This is a genomic window from Acidovorax sp. NCPPB 3576, from assembly GCF_028473605.1.
GTDB lineage: Bacteria > Pseudomonadota > Gammaproteobacteria > Burkholderiales > Burkholderiaceae_C > Paracidovorax.
Genome location: NZ_CP097267.1, coordinates 5,066,235 through 5,081,071, shown reverse-complemented (window position 1 = coordinate 5,081,071; position 14,837 = coordinate 5,066,235). Strand labels below are relative to the sequence as shown.

Annotated in this window: 9 protein-coding genes and 2 pseudogenes; 5 read left to right on the top strand and 6 right to left on the bottom strand. The window is 62.8% G+C overall.

Annotated features, from left to right (window positions below):
* Positions 1-82: 82 nt before the first annotated feature.
* Both M5C98_RS23145 and M5C98_RS23140 read left to right on the top strand, forming a co-directional pair.
* Entirely contained in the window at positions 83-2,041 is a 1,959-nt protein-coding gene (locus M5C98_RS23145; protein WP_272549856.1) for a RecQ family ATP-dependent DNA helicase, read from the top strand.
* Positions 2,042-2,057: 16 nt separating this feature from the next.
* Positions 2,058-3,101 (top strand): hypothetical protein, encoded by a 1,044-nt coding sequence (locus tag M5C98_RS23140; protein ID WP_272549854.1) that lies wholly within the window; start codon positions 2,058-2,060, stop codon positions 3,099-3,101.
* Positions 3,102-3,201: 100 nt separating this feature from the next.
* On the opposite strand, the gene M5C98_RS23135 is transcribed toward M5C98_RS23140, so the two are convergent.
* On the bottom strand, positions 3,202-4,392 hold the full coding sequence (locus M5C98_RS23135) for a serine hydrolase (protein WP_272549853.1): 1,191 nt from the start codon (positions 4,390-4,392) through the stop codon (positions 3,202-3,204).
* Positions 4,274-5,506 carry a serine hydrolase gene (locus M5C98_RS23130; protein WP_272549852.1) on the bottom strand — a complete coding sequence of 411 codons (1,233 nt, stop codon included), beginning with the start codon at positions 5,504-5,506 and terminating at the stop codon, positions 4,274-4,276. The genes M5C98_RS23135 and M5C98_RS23130 overlap by 119 nt, the downstream gene beginning before the upstream one ends.
* A gap of 193 nt (positions 5,507-5,699) precedes the next feature.
* Here M5C98_RS23130 and M5C98_RS23125 point away from each other — a divergent pair, with 193 nt between their 5' ends.
* Together M5C98_RS23125 and M5C98_RS23120 are read left to right on the top strand one after the other, a co-directional pair.
* Complete coding sequence (locus M5C98_RS23125; RefSeq protein WP_272549850.1) at positions 5,700-6,602, top strand: hypothetical protein; 903 nt, start codon at positions 5,700-5,702, stop codon at positions 6,600-6,602.
* Positions 6,602-8,968, top strand: a complete 2,367-nt coding sequence (locus tag M5C98_RS23120; protein ID WP_272549849.1) for an ATP-dependent DNA helicase — start codon at positions 6,602-6,604, stop codon at positions 8,966-8,968. The genes M5C98_RS23125 and M5C98_RS23120 overlap by 1 nt, the downstream gene beginning before the upstream one ends.
* A 190-nt stretch (positions 8,969-9,158) precedes the next feature.
* On the opposite strand, the gene M5C98_RS23115 is transcribed toward M5C98_RS23120, so the two are convergent.
* From M5C98_RS23115 to M5C98_RS23105, 3 genes are read right to left on the bottom strand one after another with little or no spacing between them, the layout of a single operon-like run.
* Complete coding sequence (locus M5C98_RS23115) at positions 9,159-10,391, bottom strand: MFS transporter (protein WP_272549848.1); 1,233 nt, start codon at positions 10,389-10,391, stop codon at positions 9,159-9,161.
* On the bottom strand, positions 10,378-11,979 hold the full coding sequence (locus M5C98_RS23110; protein WP_272549847.1) for a carbamoyltransferase C-terminal domain-containing protein: 1,602 nt from the start codon (positions 11,977-11,979) through the stop codon (positions 10,378-10,380). Before M5C98_RS23110 ends, M5C98_RS23115 begins: the two co-directional genes overlap by 14 nt.
* 3 nt (positions 11,980-11,982) lie before the next feature.
* Positions 11,983-13,044, bottom strand: a complete 1,062-nt coding sequence (locus M5C98_RS23105) for a SagB/ThcOx family dehydrogenase (protein ID WP_272549845.1) — start codon at positions 13,042-13,044, stop codon at positions 11,983-11,985.
* A gap of 514 nt (positions 13,045-13,558) precedes the next feature.
* On the opposite strand from M5C98_RS23105, the pseudogene M5C98_RS23100 reads away from it, so the two are divergent.
* Positions 13,559-13,705: pseudogene (locus tag M5C98_RS23100) on the top strand (helicase C-terminal domain-containing protein); the annotation flags it as partial.
* A 125-nt stretch (positions 13,706-13,830) separates the two neighbouring features.
* Here the strand turns inward: M5C98_RS23100 and M5C98_RS23095 are convergent.
* A pseudogene (locus M5C98_RS23095) lies at positions 13,831-14,762 on the bottom strand (oxidoreductase).
* Positions 14,763-14,837: the final 75 nt, after the last annotated feature.

The following is a 14,837-nucleotide window of genomic DNA, read 5'->3' as shown; positions in this document are numbered from 1 at the left end:
GGGGCCGGGGAATTCCTATCCAATCGGCCTCTGGCGCATATTCCACTAGGGCGATTTGCTATCAAAAAGAGAGTATTCGATTTTGTCCCCCGCGCATTTCGTTCTGCACGACGTCTTTGGCTATGACCAGTTCCGCGGCCCCCAGCAGGCCATCGTCGAGCACGTGATCGCCGGCGGCGACGCCCTGGTGCTGATGCCCACGGGCGGCGGCAAGTCGCTGTGCTACCAGGTGCCGGCCATCGTGCGGCGCGATGCGGGGCAGGGCGTGGCCATCGTCGTCTCGCCGCTCATCGCGCTCATGCACGACCAGGTGGGCGCGCTGCACGAGGCGGGCGTCGATGCGGCCTATCTCAATTCCACGCTCGACTGGCAGCAGACGCAGGAGCTGGAAAAGCGCGTGGCGCGCGGCGACATCACCATGCTCTACGCCGCGCCCGAGCGGCTGACCACGCCGCGATTCCTGGAGCTGCTGGACGGCCTGCACCAGCGCGGGCAACTGTCGATGTTCGCCATCGACGAAGCGCACTGCGTGAGCCAGTGGGGCCACGACTTCCGTCCCGAGTACCGCGCGCTCACCGTGCTGCACGAGCGCTATGCCGGCGTGCCGCGCATCGCGCTCACCGCCACGGCCGATGCGCTCACGCGGGCCGACATCGTCGAGCGGTTGCAGCTCGAAGGCGCGCAGCACTTCGTCAGCAGCTTCGACCGGCCCAACATCCGCTACCGCATCGAAGAAAAGAAGGAGCCGCTCGCGCAGCTTTTGCGCTTCATCGAGCGCGAACACCCCGAAGACGCGGGCGTGGTCTATTGCCAGTCGAGAAAGCGGGTGGAAGAGATGTCCGCCGCGCTGGTGGATGCGGGCCTGAAATCGCTGCCCTACCACGCCGGCCTGCCGCCCGAGGTGCGCCAGCAGAACCAGGACCGCTTCCTGCGCGAGGAGGGCATCGTGATGGTGGCCACCATCGCCTTCGGCATGGGCATCGACAAGCCCGACGTGCGCTTCGTCGCGCACGTGGACATGCCCAAGAACATCGAGGGCTACTACCAGGAAACCGGCCGCGCCGGCCGCGACGGGTTGCCGGCCGACGCCTGGATGGCCTACGGCCTGCAGGACGTGGTGAACCAGCGCCGCATGATCGACGAAAGCCCGGCGGGCGAGGAATTCAAGCAGGTCATGCGCGGCAAGCTCGACGCGCTGCTGGCCCTGGCCGAGGCCACCGATTGCCGGCGCGTGCGCCTGCTGGGCTATTTCGGCGAAGTCTATGGCGAGCCATCGAGCGCCGCCGGGCCGCCCCAGGGCGCGAGCAGCCCCCTTGGGGGGCAGCGAGCACACGAAGTGCCGAGCGTGGGGGCCACATGCGGCAACTGCGACAACTGCATCAGCCCGCCCGCGGTGTGGGACGGCACGGATGCGGCGCGCAAGCTGCTGTCCACCATCTACCGCGTGCACGAGGCCAGCGGCCTGACCTTCGGCACCGGGCACATCATGGACATCGTGCGCGGCAAGGACACCGAAAAGGTCAGGCAGTTCGGCCACGACAAGCTCTCCACCTTCGGCCTGGGCAAGGACTACTCCGAGGCGCAGTTGCGCGGCGTGCTGCGCCAATTGCTGGCCACCGGCGCCGTGGGCCTGCACAAGGTGATGCTGGAGAGCGGCCACAGCTTCGACACGCTCAGCCTCACCGACGGTTCTCGCCCCGTGCTCAAGGGCCAGACGCTGGTGCAGCTGCGCGAATCCACGGCCGCCACCCCGGCCAAGCGCACGCGCCGCAGCACCGCCCCCCCGGCTGCCGCAGCCAACCTGGGGCCGGACGCGCAGGTGCGCTTCATCAACCTCAAGGCCTGGCGCGCCGAGGTCGCGCGCGAGCACAACCTGCCCGCCTACGTGATCTTCCACGACGCCACGCTGGCCGCGATCGCCGAACGCAACCCGTCCACGCTGGACGATCTGCAGGGCATCAGCGGCATGGGGGCGAAGAAGATGGAGGCGTACGGGGCCGAGGTGCTGCGGGTTTGCGGGCAGGGTGAAGGCGCTCATTGAGGCCGCCTTCCTGACGATGCCTGTGGTTTCCCGCCCATCGCTGCTGCGCATGGCCTGCCTGTCACCTGGCCCTCTGTCGGCAGCCCATGCGGCTTGGATGCTGGCGTGCGTTTTGCTGGCGGCATGGGGATCGGGCGCGGCATCCGCGAAGGACGTTCCGTCTCGGCAGGTGCTGGAGTCTTTTTCGGTGAATGGCCAGCCAGGGGCAGCGGTGCGGCAGGGCTACGAACTTTCCCTCTCCCCTTGCAACGATGCGCCTTGTCCTTTCGAGGTTCGCCTGTGGTCCGGGGCCGAGGTGGCAGATGCAGCCTGGGTTGCAGGCCGCGCTGGCGTTGCGGTGCTGGGATGGCGGGCCTCCGCGGCGCCCGCGCACCCGTTGGCCGCTCTGCAGTCGAGGGCCGGGCCTTTTCTGGCATCCAACGCCGCGCCCCGGGTCTGGGTCACTGGCGAGGCGGAAAGCACGATCACCGTGTCGGCCAGCGCCGTGCCTCTGGACCCCGGCAAGCCCTTCGGTGCGCGCGCCTTGCTGGTCACGCAGACGGCAGGGTTCGAGCACCCCAAGCGCCGCCACGCGCTGTACGTGGCATCTCATGGGACGTTGAAGATGGCATGGTCGCGCAGCGAACCGCAGGGCCCTTATGTTTCCCACGTCACGGTTTCGCCAGGCCACGCGCCCGCGCACTTTGCTGTGTTCTTTTCTCCCGATGGCGATGCGGCCGACAAGGTGTCTGTCCACCGGCTCGCATGGAGTGCCAAGCGGCAGGAGTTTTCCGAGGAACCATTTGCTCCCGCAGTGCAAGCGGTGGTTGCAGGTTCGTACCGCACCGTTCGTGCGGCCCGTGCCGCGCGCGCCGCTTCTGCGTGTTTTGCGGGATACGGCGTCGTGGATACCTGGCCCGGCAAAGGCCTGGTGCCGCACCGCTACGCGCTGATCGCTCTCGCGGCGGAACCCGCACAGGCCACTGCCGAGAGGGCGCGTCTGGAGTCGTGCCAAGCAGGCTTTCAAGCACGACAGCACCCGCTCAGCCGCTTGGCGCCGCGTTCATTTTCCAGCCCGTGAGCCATTGCATCGAGAGCCGTTTGATCGCAACAACGATGGCTTCGCTGCCTGCCACGCGATTGCGGCGGATTGCGGCGAGCGATGGAGCGCGGCTGCTCGGCTACAGGCGGCCCAAGCCCTTGGCGCTATTGCCTGATGCCCCTTGGGGCTCGCCCGGCAGGCCGCGCCCTTTGCCCGGTATCCGGTCCTGCAGCATCGTCTGCGTGATCGCGCGGCCCACCTGTTCGAAGGCCTTGCCGGCCTCTTTCATTTCGTCCAGTCCCTCGGCGCAGGCGGCCACCACGATGGCGTTGCGGCCGTTGTCCTGCGGGTCGATCACGCCCATGTGGCAGGCCCGGTGCAGCTGCGTGCCGGTCTTGTGGATGAACCGCACGGTGCGCGGCAGGCCGGCCTCCAGGCGGTAGGCGTCGTAGGTGTCGAACTTCAGGTCCTTGTAGAGCAGCTGCTGGTGCGCCGGCGAAACGAGCTGGCCGCGCACCAGCTTTTCCAGCATGGCGCCATAGCCCTCCAGCGTGGCGGTGTTGGTGTTCTGGCGGTAGTAGCGGTCATAGGCCTCGTCCAGGGTCTGCACGCGCAGCGCGGAGGGCGCCACGCCGAGCGTGCGGGCCAGCGCCTGCAGGCGCCTGGGGCCCACGGGGGCGCCTGCGATGCGCACCAGGTCCATGTTGGAGAGCCGGCGCGCGTCGGGGTGGGCCTCGGCATAGACCCGGTAGCGCACCTCGGTGAAGTCGGTGATGCGGCCCACGCCGCGGCCGCCCAGCAGGGCTTGCGCGCGCTGGTTCAGTGCGTCTTCGCCCACGGCGCGGATGAGCATGTTGGCGGCCGTGTTGTCGCTCTCCATCAGCATGCGCTGGAGCAGCGACTGCACGCTGTGGCGCGTGCCTTCGGGCTGCCACACCACGGCGCCCGAGCCATCGACCTTGTCGCGCGCCTGCAGCACCAGTTCCTGGTTCAGGCGCAGGCGGCCGGCCTCGGCCTCCTGCAGCACGGCGATCGCCACCGGCAGCTTGACCGACGAGGCCAGGTACCAGGGCCGGTCGGCCGCATGCGCGAAGGTCTCGCCGTTGTCCAGCCGCTTCACATACAGGCCCAGCTGGCCGGGCGTGGCCTGCTCGATGCGGTCCACCTGCTGGCGCAGCGCGTCGGCCCAGGCGGGCGCGGCGTGGGCGGTGTCAGGGCGGGTCGCCGTCCACGCCAGCGTCAGGACCAGCAGGGCCAGGGTGGCCCGCCGGGCCCGCGGTGCCGGAAGGGGCCGCGGCGCGGCTCGGCACGGTTTGGCAGGGAGTTTCATGGGGTTTTCCATCCGACAACAGGCCCGACTGGCAGAGGGCAATGCCGACCTGCCGGAGCGTGCGGTCGGACCGGGCCGTGGACAGTTCGCCGCGCGTGCAGGCCACCACGATGATGCGCTTGTCTTTCGGCAGGCGCGGCACCGTCACGAGGCCCGAGTCGCATGTTCGTGCGCGCTGCGTGCCGGTCTTGTGGGCGAAGCGCGCACGGCTGGGTAGTCCGGCCTTGATGCGGTTCGGGCCCGTCTTCACGCGCTCCATGACGCCCAGCAGGTAGGCCGTGTGGCGCGGCTCCAGGAGCTTGCCTTCCACCAGCTGCGCCAGCAGTTCGGCGTACGAATCGAGCCGCCCGGAGTTGAGCCCGCTGGCGTAGTAGGCCTCGTAGGCCTCGCCCACCGACAGCGGCCGCAGGCCATCGGCCGGCAGCCGCAGCAGGCGGGCGAGGGTGGCCTTCACATCGGCATCGGTGCGCTGCTGGTGCAGCGCGATGAAGTCGCGCCCCGACAGGTGCACGGCCTCGGGCGTGAGCTGGGCGTAGGCCTGGCGGCGCACGTCCGCCAGGTGCGTGATGCGCTCGAAGCCGCCGGGCACCACCGACTGCACCAGCGCGTTCACCTCGCGCAGGCCGACGAGGTCGATCAGCATGTCGCTGGCGGTGTTGTCGCTGTACACGATCATCTGCTCCAGCAGCCAGCGCAGGCTCAGCGCCGCGCCCACCGGCTGGTTCTTGGCGGGCCCGGCGCCGTCCACGTAATCGGTGGCGCGCAGGGTGAGCGGCGTGTCCAGCGTGTAGTCGCCGCGCTCCACGCCGCGCAGCACGGCGATGGCCACCGGCACCTTGATGGACGAGGCCAGGTACCAGCGCTCGTCGCCGTGAAAGGAAAACGCCTGTCCCGTGTCCAGGTCGCGCACGTGCACGCCGAAGGCCGCGCTGCTGTGCGCGGCGACGCGGTCCAGCTCGCGCTGCAGGGCCTTGGCCCAGGGCGGCGCAGGGGTTGTCGCCGGGGGCGAGGGCTCGGGCGGCGTGGCGAGCGCGGGCGGCGGCAGGGTCAGTGCCGCCCCTGCGGCCCAGGCCAGGGCGATGGGGCGCAAGCGTGCGAAGGCGGTAGAGGGCATGCGTGGCTTGTGAGGACAACCGGAAGGAATGCGAAGCCGCCAAGGTACACCGGCGCCTGGACTGGCGGCGTAACACCCCGTGCGGCGTGGGTGTGGGACACAAGCGCATGGCATGGCGGAGGCACTGTTTTTATAATCAGTGCCTTCGGGCGCCTCACGCTGCGCTCCAGCCCCCAACCCCCCTCCCCCAACCATGCCCGAGCCCACGCTCACCCGTTCCCACCGCACCCGCCTGATGCATATCTGGCGTTCGGCCGGCTGGCCCTGCCAGGACGCGCTGGAGATCGACCTGCTGGCCGCACGCATGGTCGCGCTGCACACCGCGCCCGAGGGCCACGCGGTGCTGCGCCTGACGGACGCGGGCATCCAGTGGCTGGCCGAGGCCCGCCAGCGCGGCCTGCGGGCCCTGAGCGCGCACGACCGGCTGGCCCAGCGCTTTGCCGAACACCTGCTGGGCGCCGGCCGCATCGTCTGGCGCGAGCTGTCGCTGCGCGCCGCCATCGAGCCGGCGCCCCCGGAGGTGGCCCTGGTCGCCGAAGGGCCCGCCGCAGCGCCGGTGGCGGGCCGTGCTGCGGCACCGGGGCGGCTCTGGGCCGACGAGGCCGATGCGCCCCCGGCCCGTGCCGCCCCCCAGGTCTGGCGCATGGCGCGGCCCGATCTGTTTTCGGTGCGCAACACCACCGTGCCCGCCTACCTGCAGCCCATGGTGCACGAGGTGAAGGCCAGCCGCGCCGACCTGCTGTCCGACCTGCGGCACGGCGCCAAGCGGCAGGCCTACCAGTGGCTGTGCGAGGAGTGCTACTACGTGTTCCCGGCCGGCGTGGCCGCGCCCGAGGAGATTCCCGAGCAGTTCGGCGTGTGGGTGCTGCACGGCGAGATCGACCACGGCCGGTTCGAGCTGCTGCGCCCCGCCCGCCACGCGCGCTGCAGCCTGCCGTTCGCCGTGTGGATGGCGCTGTGCAAGGCCACGCCGCTGCGCAGCGAGGGCGAGCCGGCGCAGGGGCTGCTGGGCGAGGGGCTGGCCGGCCCAGCCGGCCTGGCGGACGACATGCCCCTGCCTGGCCCGGCGCCGAACCCCTGCGAGGGCGCGGCCTGATGTACACCGTGGCCGTGCGCGAGCTGTGCGAGTTCACGGCCAAGCAGGGCGATCTGGACCTGCGCTTCACCCCCGCGCCCACCGCGCTCGAAGGCATCGCCGGCCACGCCACCGTGGCCCAGCGGCGCATGGCCGGGCGGGGCATGGACGCAGGCCCCGGCTACGAGAGCGAGGTCACGCTGGAGGGCCACCACCGCCACCTGCATGTGCGGGGCCGGGCCGACGGGTTCGATCCCGCCGCGGGCCGGCTGGACGAGGTCAAGACGTTCAAGGGCCGGCTGGACCGGCAGCCCGCGTCGCACCGCGCGCTGCACTGGGCGCAGGCCAAGGTCTATGGGTGGCTGCTGTGCCAGGCGCGGCAGCTCGCGCGGATTGACGTGGCCCTGGTGTACTTCGACATCGGCAGCCAGCAGGAGACGGTGCTGGTCGAGCCCTGCACGGCCGACGCCCTGCGCGCCCACTTCGAGGCGCAGTGCGAGCGCTTTCTCGGCTGGGCCGAGCAGGAGGCGGCCCACCGCGCCACGCGCGATGCGGCGCTGCGCGCGGCGGTGTTTCCGTTCGGAGGCTTTCGCACCGGGCAGCGGCCCCTGGCCGAGGCCGTGTACCGCAGCGCCACTGCCGGACGCTGCCTGCTGGCGCAGGCGCCCACCGGCATCGGCAAGACGGTGGGCACGCTGTTCCCGCTGCTCAAGGCGGCGCCCGGCGAGCGGCTGGACAAGGTGTTCTTCCTCACCGCCAAGACCTCGGGCCGGCAGGTGGCGCTGGATGCGCTGGCCCGCATCGCCGCGGCGCAGCCGCTGGCGGACCCGGCCGCTGCGCCGGGGGGCGATGGCGCCCAGGCCCCGGCGCCTGCCGGCCGCCTGCCGCTGCGCGTGCTGGAGCTGATCGCGCGCGACAAGGCCTGCGAGCATCCCGGGCAGGCCTGCCACGGCGAGTCGTGCCCGCTGGCCCGGGGCTTCTACGACCGCCTGCCGGCCGCGCGCGCGGCGGCGCTGGCGCCCCCGGGCGGCGGCGACCGGCCCCTGCTGGACCAGGCCCACGTGCGCGATGCCGCCCTGGCCCACGGGGTGTGCCCCTACTACCTGGGCCAGGAGCTCGCCCGCTGGGCCGACGTGGTCGTGGGCGACTACCACTACTACTTCGATGCCGGCGCGCTGCTGCACGGCCTGGCGCAGGCCAACCAGTGGCGCGTGGCGGTGCTGGTGGACGAGGCGCACAACCTCGTGGAGCGCGGCCGCCGCATGTACACGGCCGAGCTGCTGCCCGATTCGCTCTACCAGGCGCGGCATTCGGACACCGCCGCCCGCGTGCCGGCGGTGAAGAAGGCGCTCGACAAGGTGCGCCGCGCCTGGGTGGCGCTGGACAAGGCGCAGCCTGAGGCCTACGCCGTGCACGAGGCCTTCCCGGCCGCGCTGCTGGCCGCCCTGCAGCAATGCAGCAGCGCCCTGGCCGACCATTTCGCGGAGCACCCCGAGCAGATGGACCCGGCCCTGCAGGCCTTCTACCTGGAGCTGCTGCACACCCAGCGGCTGGCCGAGTGCCTGGACACGCATTCGATGGTGGACGTCACCCGCGCCCCCGGCGGCGTGCCCGGCAGCTCGGTGGTCTGCCTGCGCAACGTGGTGCCGGCGCCGTTCCTGGCGCCGCGCTTCGCGGCGGCGCACACCAGCACGCTGTTTTCCGCCACGCTGCAGCCGGCCCGCTACTACACCGACCTGCTCGGCCTGCCGACCGGCCATGCCGGCGTGGACGTGGCCTCGCCCTTTCAGGCCGCGCAACTGCGCGTGGCCGTGGCCCGGCACATCTCCACGCGCTACCCGGACCGGGCCGCCTCGCTCGTGCCGATCGCCGACCTGATGGCCCGGCAGTTCGGCGAGCGGCCGGGCAACTACCTGGCGTTCTTCAGCAGCTACGAATACCTGCAGCAGGTGGCCGAGGCGTTCGCGCTGCGCCACCCGCAAGTGCCGCACTGGCTGCAGTCGCGCCGCATGCAGGAGGCCGGGCAGCGCGACTTTCTCGCGCGCTTCACCGAGGGCGGCGAGGGCATCGGCTTCGCCGTGCTGGGCGGCGCGTTCTCCGAGGGCATCGACCTGCCGGGGCGGCGCCTGATCGGCGCGTTCCTGTCCACCCTCGGGCTGCCGCAGATGAACCCGGTGAACGAGCAGATCCGCCAGCGCATGCATGCCCTGTTCGGCGCGGGCTACGACTACACCTACCTCTACCCGGGCCTGCAGAAGGTGGTGCAGGCCGCCGGCCGCGTGATCCGTTCGCCCAGCGACGAAGGTGTGGTGCATCTCATCGACGACCGCTTCGCGCGGGCCGAGGTGCAGCGGCTGCTGCCGGCTTGGTGGGCGGTGGAGGGGTAGGTGTCAAATCGGGCTCCACCGCATATTCATCTAGCGCGCATTGCTATTTAATTGATAGCAATATGAGTGGGGCCTTTACCGTCCCGGTTTCCCCGTATTGGCTTAAATTTTGAATTTGACGCTAGTCAGTTCATTTGAGCCGGGGCTCAGGCTGCAAGTTCTTTGGCGCAAGGAGTCAGGCGGAAAACACTCATACATTGGATTCACTAATCACATCTGTCGAAGCTTTTCGCCAAAGAAGCGCCATTCCTAATATCAGCAAAGACAGAACCGCCGACGCAATGAATGGCATTGAGCGTCCACCTTCTGCAATAAGCAATGCTCCAAAAGAGGGGGCTAATACGATGGCAGCAGTTGATGCACTCCTCAATGACGTGCTTACGCGACCCAGCAGATGTTGTGGACAAAGATTTTGGATATTCACACTTGCGCCGATCGTAAATAGTTCATAACCAAATCCGTTGATAAACCACAGGCAGATGAATGTTGCTTTATTTAGATAAATAGGTGCAATGGCAATAATTGATGCGGAGGAAAATATTGCCACATTGAAGATGACAACTCCAGAGCGCATTAGAAATCCGGCGGTTTTGTCTTTAAATAACAAGCGCACTGCTATAGCAGCCGCGATGGCACCGGCAGCGGTAGATGACACAACTATTGAGAAAATAGTTGCATCAAATCCTTTTGAACTGATGAAAGACGCCAAATGGGGATCATAGATGGCTAAGCTCAACGAAATTCCGATCGTCATGCTCATGCTCATCAGTAAAGCGTTAGGGAGTTTGCTGAACGATCTGAATCCTTCAATGAGATTGGCGATAAGGCTTTTTACGTCGCGAACATCTTTCTTCCCTTGAAGATCCAAGTCATGAGCGAAATTAAGTACAAGAAAGAAACAGCACCCTGTTAAGGCAGCAGAGACGAGGAAAATTAACTGCGACGGAAACTTCAGCGCCAGAATGCCTGCCAACATAGGTGTAACGACTTTAGCGAATTGGTCAAGTGCACTTAAAGTTGAAAAATAGCTGACTCTCAAACCCTTCTGAATTGCTTGGTTTGTGAAAATGGTGCTTGATGGCCAATATATGAGATTGGCCAAGCCCTTCAGGAATACGAGAATGGCAAATATTTCGTATGATGAAGAAAATGCAATAAGAATAGTTAGCAAGGTGCGTAAAAACGCCCCCAGTAGCATTAATTTCCGCGGATCATTTCGGTCAAGAAAAGCTCCAAAAATAGGGCCTATGACTAAACTGGGTAAACCATAAAGAGCAGCTACTAAAGCAATTTCAGACGGAGATGATTTCCAAATAAATGCGGGAACGGAAAATATCAGAAAAATATCTATCCAAGAGGAAAAGCCCGCAAGTGTCTGAATGCACAGCATGGACAAAAAATTGGTTTTTTTATATTTTTCCATGTTGGTGTTTAATCGTCTTTTTCATGAAAACACGATCCTCGAAAACAAAACCATCTAACCCGTGTTCTATCGAGAATTTCATTAAGTCACTTAAGCGATTCAGAAAGCCACTGCCATTGAAATTCAGCGAAGTGTTGCATAAGGCGCCTACCCCGGTATTTTTCTTGAATTCTACAAGCAGTTGGAATAGTTCAGGGTTGCCCTCTTGGGAAACCGACTGGGGCCTGGCCGAGTTGTCGACGTGGGTGACTGCTGGAATCTTCCGGGAATTAACCGTTTTGAAGAGCAGCATATATGGACTGGGGAGGCTTGATCCAAAAAGCTCCTCCATTTCTGTATCTAAGCATATTGGTGCAATTGGCCGGTAATTTTCTCTTCTTTTTATTTCGTTCAATTTTTTCAGCATCTCTGAAGTTAAAGGGGATGCGAGGATGGATCGTGCGCCCAGTGCTCTTGGACCCATTTCATACTGACCTCGCATCCATCCTAATATCAGCCCTTCGGCCAGAAATTTTGCTACCTCCTTTGCGGAATAAGATTGTACGTCCCAATCTGAAAAGTCGTTCGTGTCTTCATTCGGTAAATCTCCTGAATAAACTTTCCATTTTAGTTTTGCATGGCCGGTTAAAAAGTATTGAGCGTCAATCGCTGTTCCGATTGCTGATCCGCTGTCATTTGCACAGGGAGGAATAAAAACATCTTCGAATAGATGGCTTTCTGACCATTTTGAGTTCCATTCGCAGTTCAATCCGCATCCGCCTACAATAATTAATGGATGCCTGCCGTATTGGTGGATCAAAGATTTTGCACAATCCTCGAATCTTGAATATATCGAGTCTGACATGGTCTTCGCTAAGTTTGCGAACTCAGGGTTCATTACTCCGCAGTTGTAATATTTGCTTGTTTTAAGTGAATTTTTATTAATAATATCTTTGATATTGCCGCTCGACAGAATTTGGCGGATGACTTGTTTTCCGTCTTCGTCCGTGTCCCCGGACGTAGCGTAGGAGGCAATTGCCATCAGTTTTCCTGCATCGCTGAGTCTCACTGAGCCAGGCTTCAGATTGAAATCAGGATCGGCTAGCCCGAAAAGAAATGCATATCTAACCCCAGGATATGTCATGACATCGCAGATCTTTTTAATCTCGACTTTTTCATTGATGAAGTACCAGGCGCCCAAGTAGCCTTCCCAAAGCAGAACGTAGCATGCCCGTCCCTGCTCCCAAGGGGATAGCCCGTAGCCGCACATTAAATGTGAGCGAGCGTGGCTTGAACTGAAATAGGTGGCTTTCTCACCCCATATTTGCATCGGTCTGGATATCACACCGTTGGTGTCCGTATATCCTGATTCAATGGCGGACCCTTCTGGATCAGCGCCATCACTCCATCCACCGTAGGCCAATACGTTAGGAAGTGCTTTTCCCATCGACATTATTTTTAGCAAAGTATCGCCCATCAACTCGCTGTATCGGCGGCCATTGTCTTTTTCGGATTCCAATGAAAATATCAGTTCACCATTTTGGATCAGCGCGACTGAGCCATCGTGCCCTGTTTTGATCCCCAATATGCATAGGTCGCTGGCAGTCATTTTTTATCTCTCCTTCTTTATTATTTTCTGAGTCGCCGTGTCCACACTATTTCCGCTTCCCGTTCCTCCCCCTACTACCAAAATAGGATGTTCTATCTCTGGCGAGCAAGCCAAGGCCTCCCCCAGTTCTCTATCGTGGAAATAACCAGTGAGCCAAGGCTTCAATCCTAGAGCGGTGATTCCCAAATTAAGTGTTTGAGAAAAATGACCTATTTCCATCAGCATCGGGCGGTAGGCGCGCGAATGCGGATATTTCCACCACATTTTGTCGAATCGGGAGGTCATGACGATGGCAAATGCCATTTCATTGGCCCAGTTTTGATTGCATAAATAGGCGCCCAAGCTTTTTTTTGGTAGCTCGTCGATGTACTCCAGTTCATGTCTTTGCGAAAGATAGTGATATATGCCCGGGGCAAGGCCCTCAATATTTATGGCCCATAAATATGGCTCAGTGGATTGCAGGCCACCTGCTGAGGGAGAGGTTCGCTTGTAGCCATAGACCGATAAATCTGGCAGATCTGTTTTGGTGTTAACTTCGGCGAAAGCGCAGTAGAGCAAGGTTGCGATCTTTTTTATCGGAACTGGTTTCCCATCGAAATCTCTGCAGGTGCGCCTGCTGGACAAAGATGACCATAAGCTTGTATTTTCTAATTCTTCCGAGTCAAAATCGGGCAAAGGTATTCTTTTACCGCCTTTTATGATTTCTACTTCAGGCATCGAGTGACGAATAGATGCACAGAACTCCAGATAAGAGGCTGCATATTCATCGGATTTTTCTGTTGATGCATCGGAGTCAGGGGGCAGTGGATGCTGAGTGCCATAGTGAAAAATATGGGATAGCCAGTCCCAAGCCCATTTTTTGTGAGGCTCAGAATTAACTAACACTTCTGCTTCAGAGATTTCTTTGTCTATGGGCGTTTTTTGTGGCTGCGTGCCTTTTGAAAATTCAATTAAGCGTTGAAGATGTTCGATTGACAATTCAAATTGTTGATGTTTTTCATAGTCCCAGAAGATCAGTTTTCCGCTTTCTATTTTTAGAAAATGAGATGGTTGCAACCACTTCATGTTATGACTCCCTCCTATAACGCAAAAAATAAAAAGGCGAACCCGTAGGTTCGCCTCAAGCCTTAATGGCTATCTACTTTTTGATCGCGTGATCTCGGTATGCATCATTGGATTGGCATTTGAGTGGCGATTCGATTTGAATTTTCTTCATGCTATTGAACCTTTCTTGCTTGCGTCGCGTTATTACGACCTGTGAATATTGCCATCGATTTGCTGTGAAAAATGGTAACGGCAGAAACGGTGGATTTATAATAAATATTAATTCAAGGGATTAATATTGCTTATTTTTGCGTGGTTGAGTGGATAAATATTTTAATATTTGAATAAAACTGAGAATTAAGCGGCGGTCTTGACCATTTCGTGAGAATGATCGGGCGCGATATGGCCTTGCACGCTTTTCAAAAATCGCTAGGGAGCCTTTCAAAACGTTAAATCTGCAAGTTTGAGCGTCGTAATTCTTTGATTTATAAGAGCGCTGAGTGGCTGGAATCCCGGTTTTGAGACGTCCCCTACGCCCCCCGGCCTGCAGAAGGTGGGGCAGGCTGCCGGCCGCGTGATCCGCTCGCCGAGCGACGAGGGCGTGGTGCATCTCATCGACGACCGCTTCGCGCGGGCCGAGGTGCAGCGCCTGCTGCCGGCGTGGTGGGCGGTGCAGGGGTAGGGACAGAAATAGGAGTCAAATCGGCATCCGCCGCATATTCATCTAGGGCGTATTGCTATCAAATAAATAGCAATCAGCGAGCCCTGCCCGGCGTGCAGTTGCCCGCCTTGACAGCGCCTGCGAGGTCATGCCGCCCCGTCCTTCGGAAAATCCGTGGACGCGGCCAGCGCGCGCCATTGTTCGGTTTCGGCCTGTACGAACGCGTGCTTGTCGGCGATGGTCTGCAGCGTGTCGGTGCCCAGCGGCAGGCGCAGGGGCGGCGCGGGGCTGTCCACCAGTTGCAGGATGGCCTGGGCCAGGCGCACGGGGTCGCCGGGCTGGTTCCGGTGGATGCGGCGCGCCGCCTCGCGCACGGCGCCGGCGCTGGCGGCGTAGTCGTCCACGGTGCGGGGCGACACCGCCAGCGACGCCGTGTCGAGGAATTCGGTGCGAAAGTAGCCCGGCTCCACCACCGTGGCGTGGATGCCCAGCGGCGCCAGTTCGGCGTGCAGGGCTTCGGTCAGGCCTTCGACCGCGAACTTGGTCGAGCAATACACGCCGAAGCCCGCGCTCGACTGCACCCCACCCAGCGACGAGATGTTGATCACGTGGCCGGCGCGTTGCGCGCGCAGGGTGGGCAGCACGGCACGGGTCACGTTCAGCAAGCCGAACACGTTGGTTTCGTAGAGGCTGCGCACCTCGTCGGCGGTGGCCTCTTCCACCGCGCCCAGCAGGCCGTAGCCCGCGTTGTTTACCAGCACGTCGATCCGGCCGAAGCGCTCCAGCGCGGCGCCCACCGCCTGGCGGGCCTGCGCCTCGTCGGTCACGTCCAGGGCCAGTCCAGGGCCACGGCCAGCAGGCCGTCGTGGGGGCCCAGCCGTTCGCTGACGGACTGCGCGCTGCGCGAGGTGGCCACCACCGCATCGCCCCGGGCCAGCGCGGCCTCTGCGATGCGGGCGCCAATGCCACGCGAGGCGCCGGTGATCAGCCAGACGCGGGGATGGGAAGAAGACGCGGCGGAAGTGGAAGACGCCGTGGAAGCGGCAATGGAAGGGGCAATGGAAGCGGTGGCGGTCATGGAAAGGTCCTCGGGGTCGATGGGGGGCTGTGCGGTCAGGCTGGCCGGGCGATCCGGCTGCCATGGAGGGAACTT

Coding starts and splice junctions, on each gene's coding strand:
- M5C98_RS23110 (WP_272549847.1), bottom strand. CDS start 11,979: ATGACTGCCAGCGACCTATGCATATTGGGGATCAAAACAGGGCACGAT.
- M5C98_RS23130 (WP_272549852.1), bottom strand. CDS start 5,506: ATGCCCTCTACCGCCTTCGCACGCTTGCGCCCCATCGCCCTGGCCTGG.
- M5C98_RS23140 (WP_272549854.1), top strand. CDS start 2,058: ATGCCTGTGGTTTCCCGCCCATCGCTGCTGCGCATGGCCTGCCTGTCA.
- M5C98_RS23120 (WP_272549849.1), top strand. CDS start 6,602: ATGTACACCGTGGCCGTGCGCGAGCTGTGCGAGTTCACGGCCAAGCAG.
- M5C98_RS23105 (WP_272549845.1), bottom strand. CDS start 13,044: ATGAAGTGGTTGCAACCATCTCATTTTCTAAAAATAGAAAGCGGAAAA.
- M5C98_RS23135 (WP_272549853.1), bottom strand. CDS start 4,392: ATGAAACTCCCTGCCAAACCGTGCCGAGCCGCGCCGCGGCCCCTTCCG.
- M5C98_RS23115 (WP_272549848.1), bottom strand. CDS start 10,391: ATGGAAAAATATAAAAAAACCAATTTTTTGTCCATGCTGTGCATTCAG.
- M5C98_RS23125 (WP_272549850.1), top strand. CDS start 5,700: ATGCCCGAGCCCACGCTCACCCGTTCCCACCGCACCCGCCTGATGCAT.